The 17337-nt window shown below is 37.5% G+C and carries 16 protein-coding genes, 1 other RNA gene and 1 pseudogene; 6 read left to right on the top strand and 12 right to left on the bottom strand.

Features of this window, described 5'->3' with window-relative positions; all coding sequences use genetic code 11:
* Positions 1–754 precede the first annotated feature (754 nt).
* Both ACQKEV_RS07830 and ACQKEV_RS07825 read right to left on the bottom strand, forming a co-directional pair.
* Complete coding sequence (locus ACQKEV_RS07830; RefSeq protein ID WP_427446167.1) at positions 755–1498, bottom strand: metallophosphoesterase family protein; 744 nt, start codon at positions 1496–1498, stop codon at positions 755–757.
* Between the two features lie 26 nt (positions 1499–1524).
* A pseudogene (locus tag ACQKEV_RS07825) lies at positions 1525–2190 on the bottom strand (carboxypeptidase M32); the annotation flags it as partial.
* 46 nt (positions 2191–2236) lie between these two features.
* Between ACQKEV_RS07825 and ACQKEV_RS07820 the strand changes: the two are divergent.
* Positions 2237–3466, top strand: a complete 1230-nt coding sequence (locus ACQKEV_RS07820) for a recombinase family protein (RefSeq protein WP_427446169.1) — start codon at positions 2237–2239, stop codon at positions 3464–3466.
* 196 nt (positions 3467–3662) lie between these two features.
* Here the strand turns inward: ACQKEV_RS07820 and ACQKEV_RS07815 are convergent, their stop codons facing one another.
* The 3 genes from ACQKEV_RS07815 to ACQKEV_RS07805 form a co-directional block, all read right to left on the bottom strand.
* Entirely contained in the window at positions 3663–4331 is a 669-nt protein-coding gene (locus tag ACQKEV_RS07815) for a DUF4352 domain-containing protein (RefSeq protein ID WP_427446171.1), read from the bottom strand.
* Between the two features lie 675 nt (positions 4332–5006).
* Entirely contained in the window at positions 5007–5177 is a 171-nt protein-coding gene (locus ACQKEV_RS07810; RefSeq protein ID WP_427446173.1) for a hypothetical protein, read from the bottom strand.
* Between the two features lies 1 nt (position 5178).
* Positions 5179–5760 carry a recombinase family protein gene (locus ACQKEV_RS07805; RefSeq protein ID WP_427446175.1) on the bottom strand — a complete coding sequence of 194 codons (582 nt, stop codon included), beginning with the start codon at positions 5758–5760 and terminating at the stop codon, positions 5179–5181.
* Positions 5761–7044: 1284 nt separating this feature from the next.
* On the opposite strand from ACQKEV_RS07805, the gene ACQKEV_RS07800 reads away from it, so the two are divergent.
* From ACQKEV_RS07800 to ACQKEV_RS07780, 5 genes are all read left to right on the top strand, one after another.
* Positions 7045–7326 (top strand): hypothetical protein, encoded by a 282-nt coding sequence (locus ACQKEV_RS07800; RefSeq protein ID WP_427446177.1) that lies wholly within the window; start codon positions 7045–7047, stop codon positions 7324–7326.
* Positions 7313–7741, top strand: coding sequence for a hypothetical protein (locus tag ACQKEV_RS07795; RefSeq protein WP_427446179.1), 429 nt, complete (start codon positions 7313–7315; stop codon positions 7739–7741). The genes ACQKEV_RS07800 and ACQKEV_RS07795 overlap by 14 nt, the downstream gene beginning before the upstream one ends.
* Positions 7734–7976, top strand: a complete 243-nt coding sequence (locus ACQKEV_RS07790) for a hypothetical protein (RefSeq protein WP_427446181.1) — start codon at positions 7734–7736, stop codon at positions 7974–7976. The genes ACQKEV_RS07795 and ACQKEV_RS07790 overlap by 8 nt, the downstream gene beginning before the upstream one ends.
* On the top strand, positions 7973–8629 hold the full coding sequence (locus tag ACQKEV_RS07785) for a hypothetical protein (protein ID WP_427446183.1): 657 nt from the start codon (positions 7973–7975) through the stop codon (positions 8627–8629). Before ACQKEV_RS07790 ends, ACQKEV_RS07785 begins: the two co-directional genes overlap by 4 nt.
* 163 nt (positions 8630–8792) lie before the next feature.
* A complete protein-coding gene (locus tag ACQKEV_RS07780; RefSeq protein ID WP_427446185.1) occupies positions 8793–8936 on the top strand; it encodes a hypothetical protein in 144 nt (47 codons plus the stop codon).
* Between the two features lie 46 nt (positions 8937–8982).
* Here the strand turns inward: ACQKEV_RS07780 and ACQKEV_RS07775 are convergent, their stop codons facing one another.
* From ACQKEV_RS07775 to ACQKEV_RS07745, 7 genes are all read right to left on the bottom strand, one after another.
* The gene (locus ACQKEV_RS07775; protein ID WP_427446187.1) at positions 8983–9693 is read right to left on the bottom strand and encodes a hypothetical protein; all 711 of its coding nucleotides are present in this window, start codon (positions 9691–9693) and stop codon (positions 8983–8985) included.
* A gap of 113 nt (positions 9694–9806) precedes the next feature.
* On the bottom strand, positions 9807–11720 hold the full coding sequence (locus ACQKEV_RS07770) for an ATP-dependent DNA helicase (protein WP_427446188.1): 1914 nt from the start codon (positions 11718–11720) through the stop codon (positions 9807–9809).
* A 57-nt stretch (positions 11721–11777) separates the two neighbouring features.
* Positions 11778–12914, bottom strand: coding sequence for a THUMP domain-containing class I SAM-dependent RNA methyltransferase (locus ACQKEV_RS07765; protein WP_427446190.1), 1137 nt, complete (start codon positions 12912–12914; stop codon positions 11778–11780).
* Positions 12915–13023: 109 nt separating this feature from the next.
* Positions 13024–13401, bottom strand: an RNA gene (rnpB, locus tag ACQKEV_RS07760) — RNase P RNA component class B.
* 64 nt (positions 13402–13465) lie between these two features.
* Complete coding sequence (gene gpsB / locus ACQKEV_RS07755) at positions 13466–13759, bottom strand: cell division regulator GpsB (protein WP_427446192.1); 294 nt, start codon at positions 13757–13759, stop codon at positions 13466–13468.
* A 75-nt stretch (positions 13760–13834) separates the two neighbouring features.
* Positions 13835–15109 (bottom strand): ribonuclease H-like domain-containing protein, encoded by a 1275-nt coding sequence (locus ACQKEV_RS07750; RefSeq protein WP_427446193.1) that lies wholly within the window; start codon positions 15107–15109, stop codon positions 13835–13837.
* Positions 15099–17333 (bottom strand): DEAD/DEAH box helicase, encoded by a 2235-nt coding sequence (locus ACQKEV_RS07745; protein ID WP_427457816.1) that lies wholly within the window; start codon positions 17331–17333, stop codon positions 15099–15101. Before ACQKEV_RS07745 ends, ACQKEV_RS07750 begins: the two co-directional genes overlap by 11 nt.
* Positions 17334–17337: the final 4 nt, after the last annotated feature.

Genomic DNA, 17337 nt, shown 5'->3' with positions numbered 1-17337 from the left:
AAGCGGATTGCAGTTTACACTCCCACAAAAATGACCAAATAAAAACACCCATGGCCCCCTTTCCCTAATCATTTAGGCAAACAGTATCAGTGGTGTCGATCGTGAAGCTCTAGTTGTTAATCAAACTATAAAAGAATGAAAGTAGTTTATTTGTCATAATTTGTCGCTAATATCCCGCGTTTTCAGAATTGATATTTAGTACCTAATTGGCGTTAGGTAAAATGATACATAACATGATTTAATCTGAGCTCCATAAAATTATTCAACATCATGTCAGGATTGAGTTCTGATGTACAAATGTTATTTCCAAATCACGACTCTATTAATTAAAAACTTTAAAAATAAGTAATATAGACTAAATACTTACATAATTGGTCAATTTGTATGTAGTTATGAATTGTTATAAATAGTGACTTTTGCTCTATACAAACCCAGTATAACTTCCATTTTAACGGTAAATAAATGGCTAAATTTTCAAGTTTAACATACTGTTTTAACAAAATTTTGAATTTTTTTTTAAGCTAGACTACTCCCACCTTAAAAACTCTAATTTTATAAGAATTTCATTTTTATCTATGCCTAAAGAATCAGGTTAACAATAATTGGAATTTTATTTGTTGAAAAATTTTTGTTTTGTATAATCGTTTTAAAGTTTCAAAAAGACATACAAAAAGTCATCTTGTCATTCTCATTTCTTCTTAATGAGTAATGATATTGATCTCTCCTTCCCTTATAAAAGCCCAAAAAAAGAAGCTCAGGTTGTCTGAGCTTCTTTCTTTTGCTGCCCTCTATAAATACATTTCATTATCTCGGCTTCATATACCTCAATGTTCGGCATCCCAACATCTTTTGCTTTTTGCAATACCGCTTTCTTATCGTATGGTACACGTACAAGTTGCACACTGACACTGTTGCCAACATGCTCGATAATTCCATATGATGCTTCAGGAATATCCAGAGGATTGCCGACACTCCCTACATTGACCAATATTCCTTTTCCGTCGATGGGTTTAATGCAGGCATAATGGATATCTCCGTAAATATAATAATCCAGCGTTCGTTCCCCACAAATATTCATCGTAACATCACTGTTTTCAAACAATGTTTCTTGCTTTTCCAGAGGTTGAAAAGGTGTGATTCGTTCATGTGCCGATCGTGGAGAGGCATGAACGCAGCGAATGAACTTATCTCCCAGCATAAATTCATAACTGAATGGAAGTTGTTTTAAATAGATTTTGTTGTCTTCACTCAAATAGCTTTGCTGCCACTTAATAGAATGGCTATCTGATTCATTTAAAATGAATTCATCCCAATTTCCTCGAATGACGACGTGACAATTTTCTTTAACAAATCCAATGACTTCCGCCGGTTCCGGACCTTTGCCTACGAGGTCTCCAATGCAGACAATCTCATCAATATTCCGAAGGCAGATATCTTCAAAAACTGCTTCAAGTGCAGGCATGTTACCATGTATATCGGATAAAATTGCGATTTTCATTATGATACTCTCCTTCACAAGCCTACTTATGAATTCAAATTATATAAACGTGTATACTTTTCTTCCAGATACTCGGCTAAGTACGTAGCGTTTAACCCTTCACCAGTAGCTTCTGTCAGAATTTCCAAAGGCTTCTTCATACTCCCGTGACGATGCACTTTTTCAGTCAGCCATGTTTTCACCGGTTCTAACTCACCTGTGGCGCATAGTTCATCAAAGTTTGGCAAGTCTTTCAACATTTCTGCTTTTAATTGCGAAGCATACATATAACCAAGTGCGTATGAAGGGAAGTAACCAAATGCCCCTCCAGCCCAGTGAACATCCTGTAAAATTCCTTCTCCATCATTAGAAGGTCTTACACCTAAATACTCTTCATATTTATCGTTCCAGATTTGAGGCAGATCTTCTACTCTCATGTCTCCATTGAATAGTCTTTTTTCAATTTCATAGCGAATCATGATATGTAATGGATATGTTAACTCATCCGCTTCAATTCGAATAAGCGAAGATTTGGATTCATTGATCGCTGCCAAGAAATCTTCAACTGCAATATGACCAAATTGTTCTGGCGCATACGCTTGTAGCTTGGCATAATTATGCTCCCAAAACTTTTCATTACGTCCGACAAAGTTTTCATAGAACAGGGATTGGGATTCATGAATTCCCATCGATGTACCACTTGCTAAAGGAATTTCCCCTGATTCAGTATATGATTTATCTAATGAATCAGATGTTTTCATGTATCGAATAAGTAGTTCTGTAAATGCATATGAACGTATGATTATTGGCAAACGTATAAAGAACAATAAACTGCAAATGGCACGACAAGGGTTAAATGCATCAGGTTCAGTTCCTTTAGGATACAAACGTAATCCAGTGTCAAAGAAACTTGAAATAGATGAAGAAACTGCTGATACAGTTCGATACGCCTTTAAACTATGTAACGATGGTTATGGTGCATCTAAAATTGCACAAGCATTAAATGATGCTGGTTACACAACTGCAAAAGGAAATGCATACTCCACACGTGCAGTAAAGGAAATGCTGAAAGTACAAACGTATAAGGGCTTTACCGTCTATAACAATGTCGAGAACCTAAAAGTAAAAGATAAAGAAACTGGGGAAATCAAAACAGTTCGTAAAGCAAAAGAAACAATTGTTGTCGAAGGTACTCATCCAGCAATCATTGCACCTGAAGTATTTGATAGTGTTCAGGAAAAGCGTGCAAATCGTGCAGAAGTGTATGCTGGTTCAAGGGAAAAACTCACTTCTAAAACAGAACCTTCTATATTAAAGGATTTAATATATTGTGGTGTGTGTGGTCGTAAAGTCCGTATCAGCTATGAAGCTAAGAAACAATGTTATCTGATTAGAAGTTGTACGGATTTAATGCAAGACGGCAGTAAGTGCGTGAATAGTGGATTCCTTGCAGTGTATGTCGAACGTGATATTATTCTGAAAGTGCTAGAACGCAAGTTACAGGTTGAAGAAGAAATACAACTGCTTCTTCAAGATAATGTTGAACAGCTACAAGAAGAACATATATCCATGCAGAAACAATTGCAAAAGCAACTACTTCAATTGGATTCAGAAATGAAAGGTCTAATGAAGATGGAACTGAAGTATGAAATGCAAGGGATTGAGAACGCAACTCAAGAAGAATTTTTTAGAGAAGAAAAACAAAACAATATCAATACTAAAGAACGTGTTCAGAAACAGCTAGAAAATTTACTAATAAAAATGAAACAACCCTCGGTTCAGGATGAAATAAAAAAGCGTGTACACGTTGTGAAACTGATAGAAGAACTTGATGGCAAATCATCTGAACAAATAAACCTGATGCTTAAACAGTTCATTAAGAAGATACAATATAAAAGAATAATTCCTGAAGAAATACAGAAGCTTGGTGCAAAGAATCCCCTAAGAAAAGATTACGGTGCAGAACTTGAAATTGAATACTTTGTATGAATGAATACTCACCACTGTACTTTTCAGCGTATGGTGGCTTTTTTCATTGTCTTTGTGTTGCTGGTGGCGATTCTAAGCGTGATAACTTTCATTCAGCGGATACTTATCCTTTAATCCCTTAATATGCTTGAACTGTATGCTAGAAAATTTCCATAAAAAAGATGGTGCATTTAAGCACCACCTAAGTGTTTAATTTTTATTGTGCAATTTTGATTAATCCTGTTTCAGTTCCGAAGAAGCCAGTTTGAACTTGTAGCATTAATTCAGGGTTGTTCAATACTTCATCTGAAACGTCAAATACAACGTAACCTTTAGCAGTTAAATCAGGATTAACTTGTTCAAGGAAAAATTCCGTATCAGGGTTTGCATAAATTGCCGCAGTAGAATCGGCATCAAATGTTTTTTCACCTGATTTCAATTGGAAGAAAGAAGAATCAGTAGTAATTGCTTCAGTACCAACGTTTTTCACAGAAACATTAATCAATAAGTATGTTCCTTGTGATTTTTCACCGTATTCCCCACCAACACTTTTTGCAGTTGATGTAGAGTTTACTATAAATTCCACGTCACCGACCTTAACCACTTCACCAACACCAGCAACTTTTACTTCTTCTTTTTTAGTTTCTTTTTTAGCTTCAGTTTTAGCTGGTGCAGACGTTTCAACCTTTGTTTCTTCTTTGCCTGAATCACCACTAGCAGTATCAGTTGTACCAGTATCTTCACCACCACCATTTGCAGCGATGATTAACACGATTACTACCAATGCCCAAAACCAAACTTTTTTATAGAATGGCTTTTTCAATAGATTTTTAGCATCCTTCTTTGCTTGCTTTAGTTCTTCTTTACTCATCTGTTGATTTGTCACTTCTATTCCCCCATTGTTTTCTAATAGTTACCATCTATGTAATTGTAACTCAATTTCGATTTTACCATAATTACTTTTCTCTTGTATATAAGGAAAAAAATGACTTTATAAGATGTTATGTACCTAGACCAAAAGATTTGAAAAAAAAAAAAATAAATTTCACCCATGTAATTTAGAAGGTGCTTTATAGTCGAGGTATAGAAAATGGTATAGAAATTGTTGAAGTAGTGTGTGTGGCGAATCTCGCCCCCATCCCCCCTGTGGGGGGGCTGGTTTGACTATTAATAATCAATGAATCTGTAGATTAATACGATAAAGCAAGCTAACGCACGACCCTACATTTATGACTTTCCAATTGAGAATATTAATGTACAGCAAGCTTCTACACAAGCCCTGCCATAGACTGTATAGCGATTGAATACAGCTATTGCTACCCTTTTTGCTACACCCTCACAATAAGCCCTTAAAAGTCCGTATAAGCCCTCATACCACTATGAATATACAACCCCAGCAACCGAGGGTATACAAGCCCCATACAAGGCTATATAAGACCTCTGAAACTATATGGGTACATCAATTAACCGCTATCCTATAAGCCCCCTGTAAGCCCATTGTAGCCCTGTTAATAGCCATAAAATAAAGCGTACAGCCGGATAAATGCCATACGCTAAAACGCTACTGGATTGCATGTAAGGATTCAACTTCAATAAATAGTATGTACTCTTCCATTTCATAATCTTCAGTAAGCCAAAAACCGTCAGCTAAAACTTCTACTATTTCACCATTGTAAGAAGTTCCGGCAAACACATTTACTTTATCGCCTTTAGCAATATTATAGCAATTCATCTTATACACCAGCTTCCTTTGTTAGTGGCTTGGCTTTTGCATAGATTGTTGACCGTGGAACGCCAGTCATTTTCACTATGTCATTCACACTTAATCCGTTATTCTCTCTGTCCTGATACAGCTTCAATGCCTTTTTAACAGCCTTTTCATCCTGTCCTTTACGGCCCATGTGCTTACCTTGTGCTTTAGCACGTTCACGCCCTTCAGTTGTTCTTTCATTAATCAAATCACGTTCAAATTCAGCTATAGCACCTAGCATGGTAAACATTAGCTTTCCGGCTGGTGTAGTGAAGTCAATCTGTTCTTTAATGAATACAAGTCCTATCCCTCTATCTGATAGTTGCCTTGCAATCTTATGTAAATCAAAAGTAGAACGTGCCAGCCTATCTATTTTATATACAACCAGCTTATCGCCTTCCCTTAAATAGTCCAGTGCTTTAGCCAGTTCTTCCCTATCTGATTTAGCACCACTTTGCTTTTCTTGAAATATCCGTTCACAACTGTATTCCTTCAGCTTCTCAATTTGAAGTTCTAAATCTTGCCCCACTGAAGAAACACGTGCATAGCCAACTAATTTATTCATGATGTACATCCCCCTTATCTAAAAGTCTAATATCTTCTGTACATTTAATTCTAGACTAACTTATAGATATACACAAGGGCCATATGAATAGAAAATCACTCTGTTTTGTTGGATGTCCAAAACTTACAACTTTTAGACTGTTTTTAATTCCAGTAAACCAACGGCACACCGGAACTAATGGCATGAACCTGCCCTTTTAGATAGCTAAAACCCTTAATTGATAACGATTATCAACTAGTGGATATTTTAGAACATGCCTTCTTTCCTTGCCACATTGCTATGTATCAGCTATTCATTTTTCATGACCGTAAATAAATAGATACAAAAAAAGTACCCTCACCAGCAGTAATTACTAGTAAGGGTTCAGATAGGATGTTAATTGGATTTGGTGAATGAGTAGAAAGCTTAAAGTATGCGGAACTATCTGCCTTCTACTACAATAACGGAATTTAATGCAATTCCTGACTAACAGTAATGGAAGCAAAAAAAATTCCCCCACCAGCTGGGGAAAGAAAGCTAGTAGGGAATATCAATTATTATTATGTATGTTTGGAAGAACCGAACTGGACAGTTTGAAAAACACGAATTAGCCTGTTTGCGTTTTCCTTATGTAACTATAGTCATTAATCTATAGCAATTAAACAATGTCTTATCGGCTTCGCCGAATGTCTTTATCTTCACTTCGTTTCGATAAATCCATACATTTTTTAACTGTTTCTATTACTAGTATTTTAGCTATGATTTATTAGCTATTTATCATTAATGTCAGATTCGAGTTTACGAGAATCTGTATGTTTTTATCTTTGTTAAGTATTAGCTGAATATTACTGAAGTATGAAATACTTACTGAATATTATAGTGTTTATTTACTGTTATAGTACTGTTATTTCTTCTTCTACTCTTATACATGCTTGAAAGGGTGTTAGTTCTACGAACACAATGTTAAGTTTTTGAAAGAAGTTATGAAAACAAGTCATATCAACGTTTCAAAGCCATCTTAAAAGGCAAGTATTTCATGAGAATTGTAGTACCGGTTTTTACTTCTTGCAGATACACTATTCTGATTTATTACAGTTATGTTACATTAACCAATTGGTGTAGGACTATTGCCTTCCCAAGCATCTATAAGAGTGTAAGGATGATTAACATCATTCTTATTAAATTACACTTGGCATGGTGTACTTTACTTTGTTGGGGCCATTCCCAACTCCTTTCTATGGAACAGTTCAGACTTTAATTAGTTTGGGCTGTTTTTTTCTATGCTAAAAATGGAGGTAACTATAAATGAACAGATACGATAAAGCAGAACTATTAAAGCTGTTAGATGCAGACACAATAAAAGCACTCTTGCGACTATATGGAATTGACTATAAAAAGATTGCGATTAGATTCGGTCAAACAAGACCAGCTATTTACTACCAGCTTAAAAACGATTCCTTCAAGGATTACCAGCGTGAAATCCTTCTAAACTTATTCATTCAAAATGGCTTAGAAGCGGCTGAACTAATCCTGATTAACAAATTGATGACAACTATGAAGAAGGTGAAAACAAATGAAGCTAATTGACGATATGATTCAGGAATTAACCGACATATCACAAGAATGGAATGATGATGAAATTTCATCTGAAGTACGAAACATGAAGCTGGAACTACTAATCAGTCAGGTGGAACAGATACAAATTCAGTTCTCCAATCCTTTAGAGAACCTCCCCCCTCATGTTACAAACGTATACAACCAGCTATTAAACCGCCACAAGTACAAAGCTGTTATTAGCTTGAATGAACTTAAACAGGCTACTACTAAACGACAATACAACGGTATTGCAAGGTTATTAATTCAAAGAAAGCTTTACTTCCCTTCTCTGCATAGAAGCTTTAAGCGGAATATTGCCGCCTATGCAAACGCTAATAAAATGATTCACGTTAAAGAATTTCAGATATTCATACTAAAAGAAATGGATGGTGTTACTAATGAGTAATTCAGATAGATTGGAAGCAATTAAGGCTTACTTTGCCAACGAGGAAAAGGTGAAAGTTGAAGTTCCAGTAAAGATAAGTAAGACTTCAAAAGGTGACGTACATCACTACTTCAACGGTGAACGTGCAGGATACAAATTCCGACATGGTATAGCATGGGTAGAAAGAATTGACCTTCATAAGTTCCGTGACCAGCATTTTATTATCCATGAAGAAGAAAGCGGTGAATCAAAATGAACGTAACCGAAAAGATTAATGCCTTCACCGCAGAATACAACGAGAAAGTGAACCAGCTTAAAGAAAGAATAGATGGTACTTCCCAGCGTGTATCTGAAATTGAAATGGAAATTAAGTATATTAATCAAAAAGAACTTCCTGAAGCTTCTGTACAGCGTGTATTATCCGGTGAAGCCGGGCTAGAAGCTAAATTGAAGAAATCACTGATTAAGCTAGAAACAGAACTTCAGGATAAACAGGAAGAAATTCTAATTGTAACGAACGCCTTGCAGCGGTATCATTTTCAATCTGCTTTTGAACTGAAGAAGTTTCAACAATTGTTCAAGGATGAACGTGTCATAACTGTTGAGAAGGCTTACGGTAAGATGATGGCTAAGAAGCGTGAATACGTGGAAGCTATTAAAGAAGAAGCTAATATACTTCATCAGTACCAAGCCGTTGAATATCAAATGCAATTGGTAGAACTTGCCGCTGGATTGAAAAATGATGTATATAATATCTTTACAGCGGATGTAGCACCTATACCAAGCCATTTGAATCGCCATAATGGAATATATCTAGCCCTGACACATGATGAAGTACTAGCTATTATCAAGAAAGCACCAATTGATTTAGGGTATCTTGATAAGTTTAAGCACACTAAAGACTTATGATATAAAATAGATGCTTGTGAGAAGCCGTGTAACGACTTTAGGAACACTTGAATGGGTAACTGTTCACCTAAAGTCCTTACACGGCTATATTTTTTTGTCAGGATTTAAACCTTTTTCCGTTACTGATGTGCAATCATCAAAATATCAAAGTGAGGGAATCAGGATGGGGAAAGTAATAAACATTGAGGAACTGTTGAAAGTGGAAGGTGCAAAGTGTACGGTTACAGAAAAAAACGAACCAAACATTTCTATAATTGCACAGGCATTTATTAATTTAGGAAATCAATCATATAATAAACAATCCTAAAGCACTGGTGTACTGCACTTGTGCTTCTTTATTTGCCTACTATTCTTTACTGTACGTAACGGTATTCTGATTCATCCAGGCGTCCTGCTTCGAAGTCATAGCCCAATTGCTTTAAAATATCCATGCTGAATTGTTTTTGTTTATCTTTCGGAAACGTCTTGAATAAGAAATCAGTTGTAGGTTGATTTTGAGAATCTGCAATCTTTTTCGCCAATGGCACAATTCGGTTTCTTAACTCACCAAATACTTCATCCAATATTTCAGTTGTCATTCCTGGTTCATATTCATCAAGCAGCGTATTGTATGGATTGTTATCCTTTACGCCCCAATACGAAACGAATCTTTTTGTTGTTTCTATGATTTCTTTCAAATACGGATAGAACATCTTAAAATCCGATTTTTCTTTTGCTTCTTCCCACGCTGATTCTGACTTAGAAGTCAAAATAACAAAAGCTTTGTACTCATTCGCAGGAATTTTTTTGCTCATATCATATTCTTTTTTTACTTTTTTGTACGTTTCTTTCGTAATAGGATCTAATGTTTCCAAATTCTTTTCAAGTTCTTCAAGCATACCTGCCAGTTCATCTGACGTTTGCATCGCAAATACTTCAGATGACAGTGTTCCTATTACTTCCGAACGCTGGTTGACTCCTTTTTTCGGTGCACCAGTGCGTAAATCCCAATACATCAGGCCAATCGCTTCCGAAAAGGCTTGCATTTTTTTTACATAGTCTATAAATCTCTCTGTCGTTTCCATATATATCCCCCTTAACAATTCAAACATCTCACTTATTTTACCATAATGACAGAAAAGTTCTTTAATTAAGCAAAGAAAAAAGACCATTCATGGGAATGGCCTTTCCCTTAACTTTAAATCCAGGAGATTCCCACAGGAAGTATGTGGGTGAAATCTGTACTTAATTGTTTTTCATCTTCATTCAATAACAAGTGGATGGATCCATGATCGGCTGATGTCCGGATGAGACGGCCAATTCCTTGTTGAAGACGCAATAACATGAACGGCAATTCTACTTCAGCAAATGGATCATTTGAAAACTTTCGCTTCGCATCGAATAAAGGATCATGCGGAGGGAAAGGTAAATCAAAAATAATCACACGTGTTAATGCTTCTGCAGGCAAATCAAGGCCTTCCCATAAATGGTATGAACATAATGTCGAGATATGTCCTGCCTGGAAATCGCGCACGATTGATGATAATTCTCTTTCTCCTTCAAAAACAATGCCCATTCTTTCTTCTACAGAGAGGGTATTTTCAAAATTCACCATATCCGTTTTAGACTTGAATAATAATAAAGTTGGTTCTTTAGATTGCAAGAGTAGCTCTCGTGCTCTTTTAGCTTTGGATTCAGCACTGTCGACAGAATGCCCGAAAATCCGCATCACTTGGTCATAATCGAATGGTGACGGTACACTGAATGAATGATACTGATCGATGCCCAAAGCATCCGAAATATAGGTGAAGTCTTTATTTACCGATAAAGTAGCAGAGGAAAAGACTACTGGCAATTTATTAGTAAACAATTTTTCATTTAAAATATCTGTCACGAGCCGTGGCATAATCACCAGTGTCTCAAGACCATCTTTTTCTTCCAACCAGTCGACAGCATCTCCATTTTGAACAAATAATTGGAGTGAAAATACATATTGTTCCAAGTATTCTTCAACCATGCGAAGATCATATTCATCAATCGTATAAAGCTCTGATTCAAATACAAATTCCTCAAGGATTTGTTCTACTAATTTTACAAGCTGTTGACCTATCTCCAAAACTCGATCGGTTTTATCAATATGGAGACGCTCTCCTGCTTCACCATAGGCGTGAGTCAGCAATTCTTTGAAGAAGTCATCATGTAAGTCCTGCAATTTTTCAAGCAGTTGTAGTGTTTTTTCTCGAACACCGTCCTGTGCGACGCGGTCAATCAGTGACACTAGCGTCTGACTCTGTACTTCATATGTCAATGCACGTTGCGCTGCGAATTCTAGTAAATGTCCTTCATCCAATACGATCATTGAAACATCGGGTAATAAAGGCATTTGACCTTCACGAACGCGTGATTCTTTTGTCCAAATATGTTCCATAAGGAAGTCGTGCGAACAAATAATCAAATCGCCGGCTTCACGGTAATTTTGACGGTGTATCGTCTGACCACAGCGATTTCGGATATCACATACAGCGCATTGTTGGATGGGATGATAATTTACTTTTTGCCAATCCTCGTCACTGACATCCGGAAAAGCACTGCGCTCTCCGTAAGGGAAAACTGATTGGAGCGACTGATGACCGTATACAAAATCAGGAATTCCATCTTCAATTTGTTCCAGGAAGTCTTCATCATTCGTTTTTTGTTCGTGCTCAAGTCTTTTTAAACATAAATATTGATCACGTGATTTTGCCAGTCGGACATCAATATTCCATCCTAGTGAATCTTGTAACTTTTGAATATCTCCTTCTTTTTTAACGAGCTGATCAATTAATGTCTCATCAGCACACGAAATCAAAGCAGGCTTTCCTGTGTAACGCGCATAGGAAATTGCCGGAAGTAGATAAGCAATCGTCTTCCCTGTTCCTACTCCAGCTTCAGCGAACAACACATTTTTATTTTTTAACGATTTTTCAATCTGATAGGCCATATAAATCTGCTCATCACGACATTCGAATCCTTTTTCAGGCAGTTCGTCATAAAGTACGTCGCCCATCCAATCACCGAGAGATTCAAAAAATGAGCGGTCTTTCGTTAGTGCAAATGGTAATGTTTGTTTCATAGTGATCCCCTTTCAAACGATAAGAAAACGGATAGGTTGACCTATCCGTTTTGGGTGCTATTCACGAGGTTTTTTTATTCCCCAATATTGGTAATAATTCGTTTCAATAAAACCGTTAAATAATTTGCGTTTTTTTGTCGCTTTGCGTCCGTATAACGTTTCAAAGTCTGCCATTGATGACAACATATAAACAGACCATGAGGGGTTACTATCCATTATACGCCCCATATCTTGAATCATGTCTTCGATGGTTTCTTTTTCCCCGATACGTTCACCATAAGGAGGGTTTCCAATCATCACGCCGTCCAGAGACGAAGTGGTAAAATCTCTTAATTGTCGTTGCTTAAAGTTTATCAAATCAGCAAAGCCTGCTTCGATCGCATTGTTTTTTGCAACGTCAATCATTCTGGCATCTATATCTGAACCAGTTATATCGAGTGGCTGGTCATAATTTGCCAATTCTTCAGCTTCCAAGCGAACGTCTTCCCAGATTTTTTTTGACATCCAAGGCCAGTCTTCACTTAAAAAACTTCGATTATACCCCGGAGCTAAGTTTTGTCCAATCATTGCCGCTTCGATCGGAATCGTTCCTGAACCACAGAACGGGTCGACAAATGGGCGATTTGGATTCCATTTCGAAATATAGACTAATGCAGCAGCCAATGTTTCTTTTAATGGAGCTTCCCCTTGATCTAAACGATAACCACGTTTATGTAATCCGACACCACTCGTATCAATGCTTAATTTGACCACATCTTTGAGTATACTCACTTCAATTTTGAAAGTTGCACCGGATTCGTCCAAAAAGCCGATTCGTTTATGAGCCAATTTCAAACGTTCAACAATCGCTTTTTTGACAATGGCCTGACAGTCAGGCACACTGAATAATTTAGATTTAACTGATTTCCCTTGAACAGGAAAAGCCGCATCCACCGGTAAATATTTTTCCCAAGGAATCGCTTTTGTTTGTTCGAATAACTGATCAAATGTGGTGGCTCTGAAGTCACCCGCAATTATTTTGACACGGTCTGCCACTCGTAACCACATATTGGCACGGGCAATTGCTAGCTCGTCACCTTCAAAATATATTTTTCCATTTTCAGTTTGGGTTTGATAGCCCAATTTTTTTACTTCATCTGCCACAATGGACTCTAATCCCATTGCTGATGTTGCTACTAATCGATGAGTCGTCATCTTCTCATCCTTTCTTTATCGGTCATTGTTTCAGTTATTTGCTTATTTATTAATAAAAGCTCTCCGAATTAGTGGAGAGCTTGTGTAGTCAAGTATACCCATTAGAAAACCCAATAAGCCATGTTTTGTTATCACGTACTCAAACGGCTGATGCCTCGTACAAGTGAGTAGTAATCATCTATCTACAGACATAGTCTGTCCCTCAATTCGTTTGATTCCTGCATGAGAGTGCCCCTACCATAATTTGGGTTTCTCGCTCGTGGGGTTTACCTCGTTCCACCTGAAACGTTTCCGAATCAGCTCCGTCACTGTGGCACTTTCAGAGAACCTAAACCATATCCGAAGACTTAGGTGTTGTTCCCGCCGTCAGCTGTAACACTGCCTTAGCTTATTTTTTGGCTAAGCACGAACACTACGGTCATCTCAGAACCGTGCGAGCATGGACTTTCCTCTACAACGTCAAGCGTTGCAGCGATTACCTGGATTATCTAAATGGTTTCTTCATTATACTTGATTATGACTCAATAAACAATCCATCCTGGAATGTTGAATTATTCGTACAACTTACTGCCAAAAACATGTTTTTCTAGGTTAGAAAGTCGTTTTAGGATATCAAAGTTGGTAGATCCTGTTGAAGGTGCTGCAACTTGACGTCTAGGTGCGTCCTCAAGTTCTTCTTTTAAACGTCTATTTTCAGCTTTCAATGTTTCAATTGTTTGCATAAAAGTATTGTAATCTTGAATGACATCATCCAAGAACTGATCTACTTCATCTTGGTGATAGCCACGTAAACCAGTCTTAAATTCTTTTTCCAGAATGAATTCTGGCGTTAATTTCGTATCCATAATACATCGTCCTTCCATTGTTACATGTATGGATTTATTATAGCATAAAGAACGTTTTTTCGTTCATTTCCTCAATCATTTTCTGTCGAAATGTGCGCTTGCCCGGGAAATAGTTTGTTTCCTTATTATTCGATCTAAACGATTTTTAAATTCATTTGTTCTTCTTTCTTTTTGTAACGGTTTTAAATCCGTCGTTTTCTGAATGAGGTCCAATGCTTTTTCAACATGAAGTCTGGCAAGTCCAAAGTCTTTTTTCACATGTTCAGCTATTTTTGCGAGTTCTTCATAAACTTTTATTTCCGATACATCCAGTACATGACCAAGTGATTTTTCAAATGATTCATAAGCAAGATCAAATTGTTTGATTCGTTTATATTCGTAGCCTAAGTAGTAAAAAGCCATGGCAGCTTCAGCCGTACCATATTGAGTGGTAATCTGTTCAAAAACACTTTGTCCTTTTTCAAAAGCTTTCAAATCAGAAAACCATTTTCCTATATTTGTGGAAGAGTTGCTGGAATCCAGATACTGCTCTTGTAGAATCAGTTTGGTCGTGTGTATAAACAAGGTTAGTAATGATAAGATGTCCCATTCATTGTGATGAAGGACTTTTAATAACGTCGCTGGATTCCCGCTTTTTACTGCATCCATATAAATAATTGGCGCCAAATGGCCAGGAATATCCCCAACACGCTTGAAACCCAGTTTTTCCTCTTCGATTTTTGTCAATTTGAATTGATCAAGATCATTCCGCCAGACTCTTCTTGACCCATGAAGTAAATCAATATGAATAGGATCCGATAGTTTCGGAAGATGCTCGCGGTTCAATGTCCATCGTGTTTGCAATTGGGGCCAGTCAAAACTTTTTCCATTATACGTAATAACGGTCTGTTCGGGTTTCCATAAACCCGATTCATATAACATTGCGGCTTCATGACTCGGATCAGCCATAATATGTTGTGTCATTTCAAAATGATCTTTATTCCATTTCAACTGTCCAATTAAGAATATGTAGGTTCCTGTTCCTTTTAGACCCGTTGTTTCTGTATCAAAGAAGACAACTTGTTTGCCATCTGTCGATACGGGATGTACGCCTTGAAATGAATTCCATAGAGCGAAAGCATCGAAAACTTCTTTTAATTTGAAATTCCCGTGGCAGTATGTTTGTTCATACACAATCTTTTTTTCAAAAACGATGCCGAAGTCATTTTCTATTACTTTCAGACCTGATTGTTCCCATGCCTTTGTATATTTCGGTTTTTCTGGTATGACGAAAGGAGCCAGCGATTCAGATTTCGCTGGCTTTTTCTTGATTAACTTCTTCATTTGTAGGAGATTTTTTTCAAATGACATACGGATCACCTGTTGATTCTAATTGTAAATAAGTAAGAAGTTTCAACACTTCATCTTTCATCCCCACAATTGCTTCCTGTGGTCCGATGCACGCAGGACATCCTTGATCACATGGACACGCTTCAACATGCTGTTCAACGTGTCCAAGTAGTTCTGGCCAAACGTCAAAAACGCGTTCACTGATCCCAATACCTCCTGGATAGCTGTCATAAACAAAAAATGTTGGGAGTTCTGCATGAATGGATTTCACTTGTGGTACCACATGAATATCGCGACGATCACAATGGACGAACAAAGGAATAAATGATGCAATTGAAGTCGCTGCACCTGTCATCGCATCCGTAAGCATGGCATCCGTCCAGCCAGTCGGTCGATTAAAACTTAACCAACTCGAAGAAGTATGCAATTCTTCGGGAGGAAGTTGGATCGGTCCTGACCCAATATTATCATGAGTATCAAAGCGTATTTTTTTGAATATGGTCGCCATCGCTAAAATGGACACGTCTCCATAAAAGACGGAACCGTTTTTGAATCTTCTCTCTTTATCTTCACTCATTACTTTTAATTCAACTGCAAGATTGGCATCCGTAAAGTAATCTACATCCACTTCTCTCACAAAAGCTTTCTTTTCTTCCCAGTCCAGTTTCTCCACTTGAAATTGAATGCCTTGATGTAAATAAATCGCTTCTTCATGCAATAAAGTCATGGAACTGTAGCGATCCATTTCGCCAATTACTTTCGTTGCGGCCGGGATGGTTTGATCAATAATGATGACATTTTCCTGCGAGGCTGAACGTAAACTGATTTGATGTGCAGGAAAACGATCACTCATCCAATGCCATTTATCAGAAGTCCGTACCAGTATCCCTTCTTCCTCTAAATAAGCCAGCAAATCCTGTATTTCAAATTCCCCGTATTGTTCAGTGGTCTTGAAAGGCAATTCAAATGAAGCACATTTTAGGTGATCCATCAATATCACTAGATTGTCGGGATGTATACGAGCTTCTTCTGGAGATTGACCCAGTAAGAATGCAGGATGATTCACAATATATTGATCAAGAGCAGTAGATTGAGCGACATAGATTATTAAGGCCTCATCCTGCCTCCTGCCAGCCCGTCCAGCCTGTTGCCAAGCACTTGCTATGTTTCCCGGGTAACCGGTCATGATGCAGGCTTGCAACTGACCGATATCTACACCAAGTTCCAGCGCATTTGTACTGACAACCGTCTGAATTGTGCCATCCCGCAAACCTTTTTCAATTTGTCTACGTTCAGAAGGCAAGTATCCCCCTCGATAGCCACGAATGGATTCATCATTTATTTTTTTCTTGGATAGCTCTTTTAAGTACGTAACAAGCATCTCAACACGAACTCTGCTTTTCGCAAAAACGATGGTTTGAATCCCTTCTTTATATAAACGTTTGGCAAGATCCCGTACTTCAAGAATAGCGCTGCGTCTGACACCAAAAGTCGGATGAACGATCGGCGGATTATAAAAAATAAAATTTTTCTTACCCGACGGCGCACCATTTTCATCAATCAGTTTATGAGTTTCGTTAGTCAATGATTCTGCCAGTTCTTGCGGGTTGGCAATTGTTGCTGAAGTACATATAAAAACCGGATTACTTCCATAATATTGACAGATACGTTTTAATCTTCGCAATACGTGTGCTACGTGACTGCCAAAAACGCCTTTGTATGTATGAAGCTCATCTACAACGATATACTTTAAGTTTTCAAATAATGAAACCCATTTCGTATGGTGAGGTAATATTCCAGAGTGGAGCATATCGGGATTTGTCAAGACGATATGCCCGGCTTTTCTAACTTTTGTACGAATAGCCGGTGAAGTATCGCCATCATATGTGTAACTCAAAATATCTTCATTCATTTGTTCAATCAATAAATTTAAATCGGATTTTTGATCTTGAGCGAGAGCCTTTGTTGGAAATAAATAGAGCGCCCTCGATGAACTGTCTTCAACAATTGATTGCAAGACCGGTAAATGATAGCAAAGAGATTTTCCGGACGCAGTTGGCGTAATCGCCGTAAAAGATTGTCCATTCCTTGCTGTATCATACGCAAGCCTCTGATGGCTATATAGCTGTGTAATACCTCGTTCTTTCAATGCTTGTTGAATGGATGAATGTAAATCTTCCGGGAAATCAGATAGCAATGCCTCTTTTTCGTCGATTGTGTGCCAATGAACAATTCGTTCACGCATGACC

The organism is Paenisporosarcina sp. NPDC076907 (assembly GCF_050269735.1).
Classification (GTDB): domain Bacteria; phylum Bacillota; class Bacilli; order Bacillales_A; family Planococcaceae; genus Paenisporosarcina.
The sequence above is the reverse complement of the archived record's forward strand: the minus strand, read 5'-3'. Positions and strand labels throughout refer to the sequence as shown.

Coding starts and splice junctions, on each gene's coding strand:
- ACQKEV_RS07790 (WP_427446181.1), top strand. CDS start 7,734: ATGAGTAATTCAGATAGATTGGAAGCAATTAAGGCTTACTTTGCCAAC.
- ACQKEV_RS07785 (WP_427446183.1), top strand. CDS start 7,973: ATGAACGTAACCGAAAAGATTAATGCCTTCACCGCAGAATACAACGAG.
- ACQKEV_RS07820 (WP_427446169.1), top strand. CDS start 2,237: ATGTATCGAATAAGTAGTTCTGTAAATGCATATGAACGTATGATTATT.
- gpsB (WP_427446192.1), bottom strand. CDS start 13,759: ATGGATACGAAATTAACGCCAGAATTCATTCTGGAAAAAGAATTTAAG.
- ACQKEV_RS07765 (WP_427446190.1), bottom strand. CDS start 12,914: ATGACGACTCATCGATTAGTAGCAACATCAGCAATGGGATTAGAGTCC.
- ACQKEV_RS07830 (WP_427446167.1), bottom strand. CDS start 1,498: ATGAAAATCGCAATTTTATCCGATATACATGGTAACATGCCTGCACTT.
- ACQKEV_RS07775 (WP_427446187.1), bottom strand. CDS start 9,693: ATGGAAACGACAGAGAGATTTATAGACTATGTAAAAAAAATGCAAGCC.
- ACQKEV_RS07780 (WP_427446185.1), top strand. CDS start 8,793: ATGGGGAAAGTAATAAACATTGAGGAACTGTTGAAAGTGGAAGGTGCA.
- ACQKEV_RS07810 (WP_427446173.1), bottom strand. CDS start 5,177: ATGAATTGCTATAATATTGCTAAAGGCGATAAAGTAAATGTGTTTGCC.
- ACQKEV_RS07770 (WP_427446188.1), bottom strand. CDS start 11,720: ATGAAACAAACATTACCATTTGCACTAACGAAAGACCGCTCATTTTTT.
- ACQKEV_RS07795 (WP_427446179.1), top strand. CDS start 7,313: ATGAAGCTAATTGACGATATGATTCAGGAATTAACCGACATATCACAA.
- ACQKEV_RS07805 (WP_427446175.1), bottom strand. CDS start 5,760: ATGAATAAATTAGTTGGCTATGCACGTGTTTCTTCAGTGGGGCAAGAT.
- ACQKEV_RS07750 (WP_427446193.1), bottom strand. CDS start 15,109: ATGTCATTTGAAAAAAATCTCCTACAAATGAAGAAGTTAATCAAGAAA.
- ACQKEV_RS07745 (WP_427457816.1), bottom strand. CDS start 17,333: ATGCGTGAACGAATTGTTCATTGGCACACAATCGACGAAAAAGAGGCA.
- ACQKEV_RS07800 (WP_427446177.1), top strand. CDS start 7,045: ATGAACAGATACGATAAAGCAGAACTATTAAAGCTGTTAGATGCAGAC.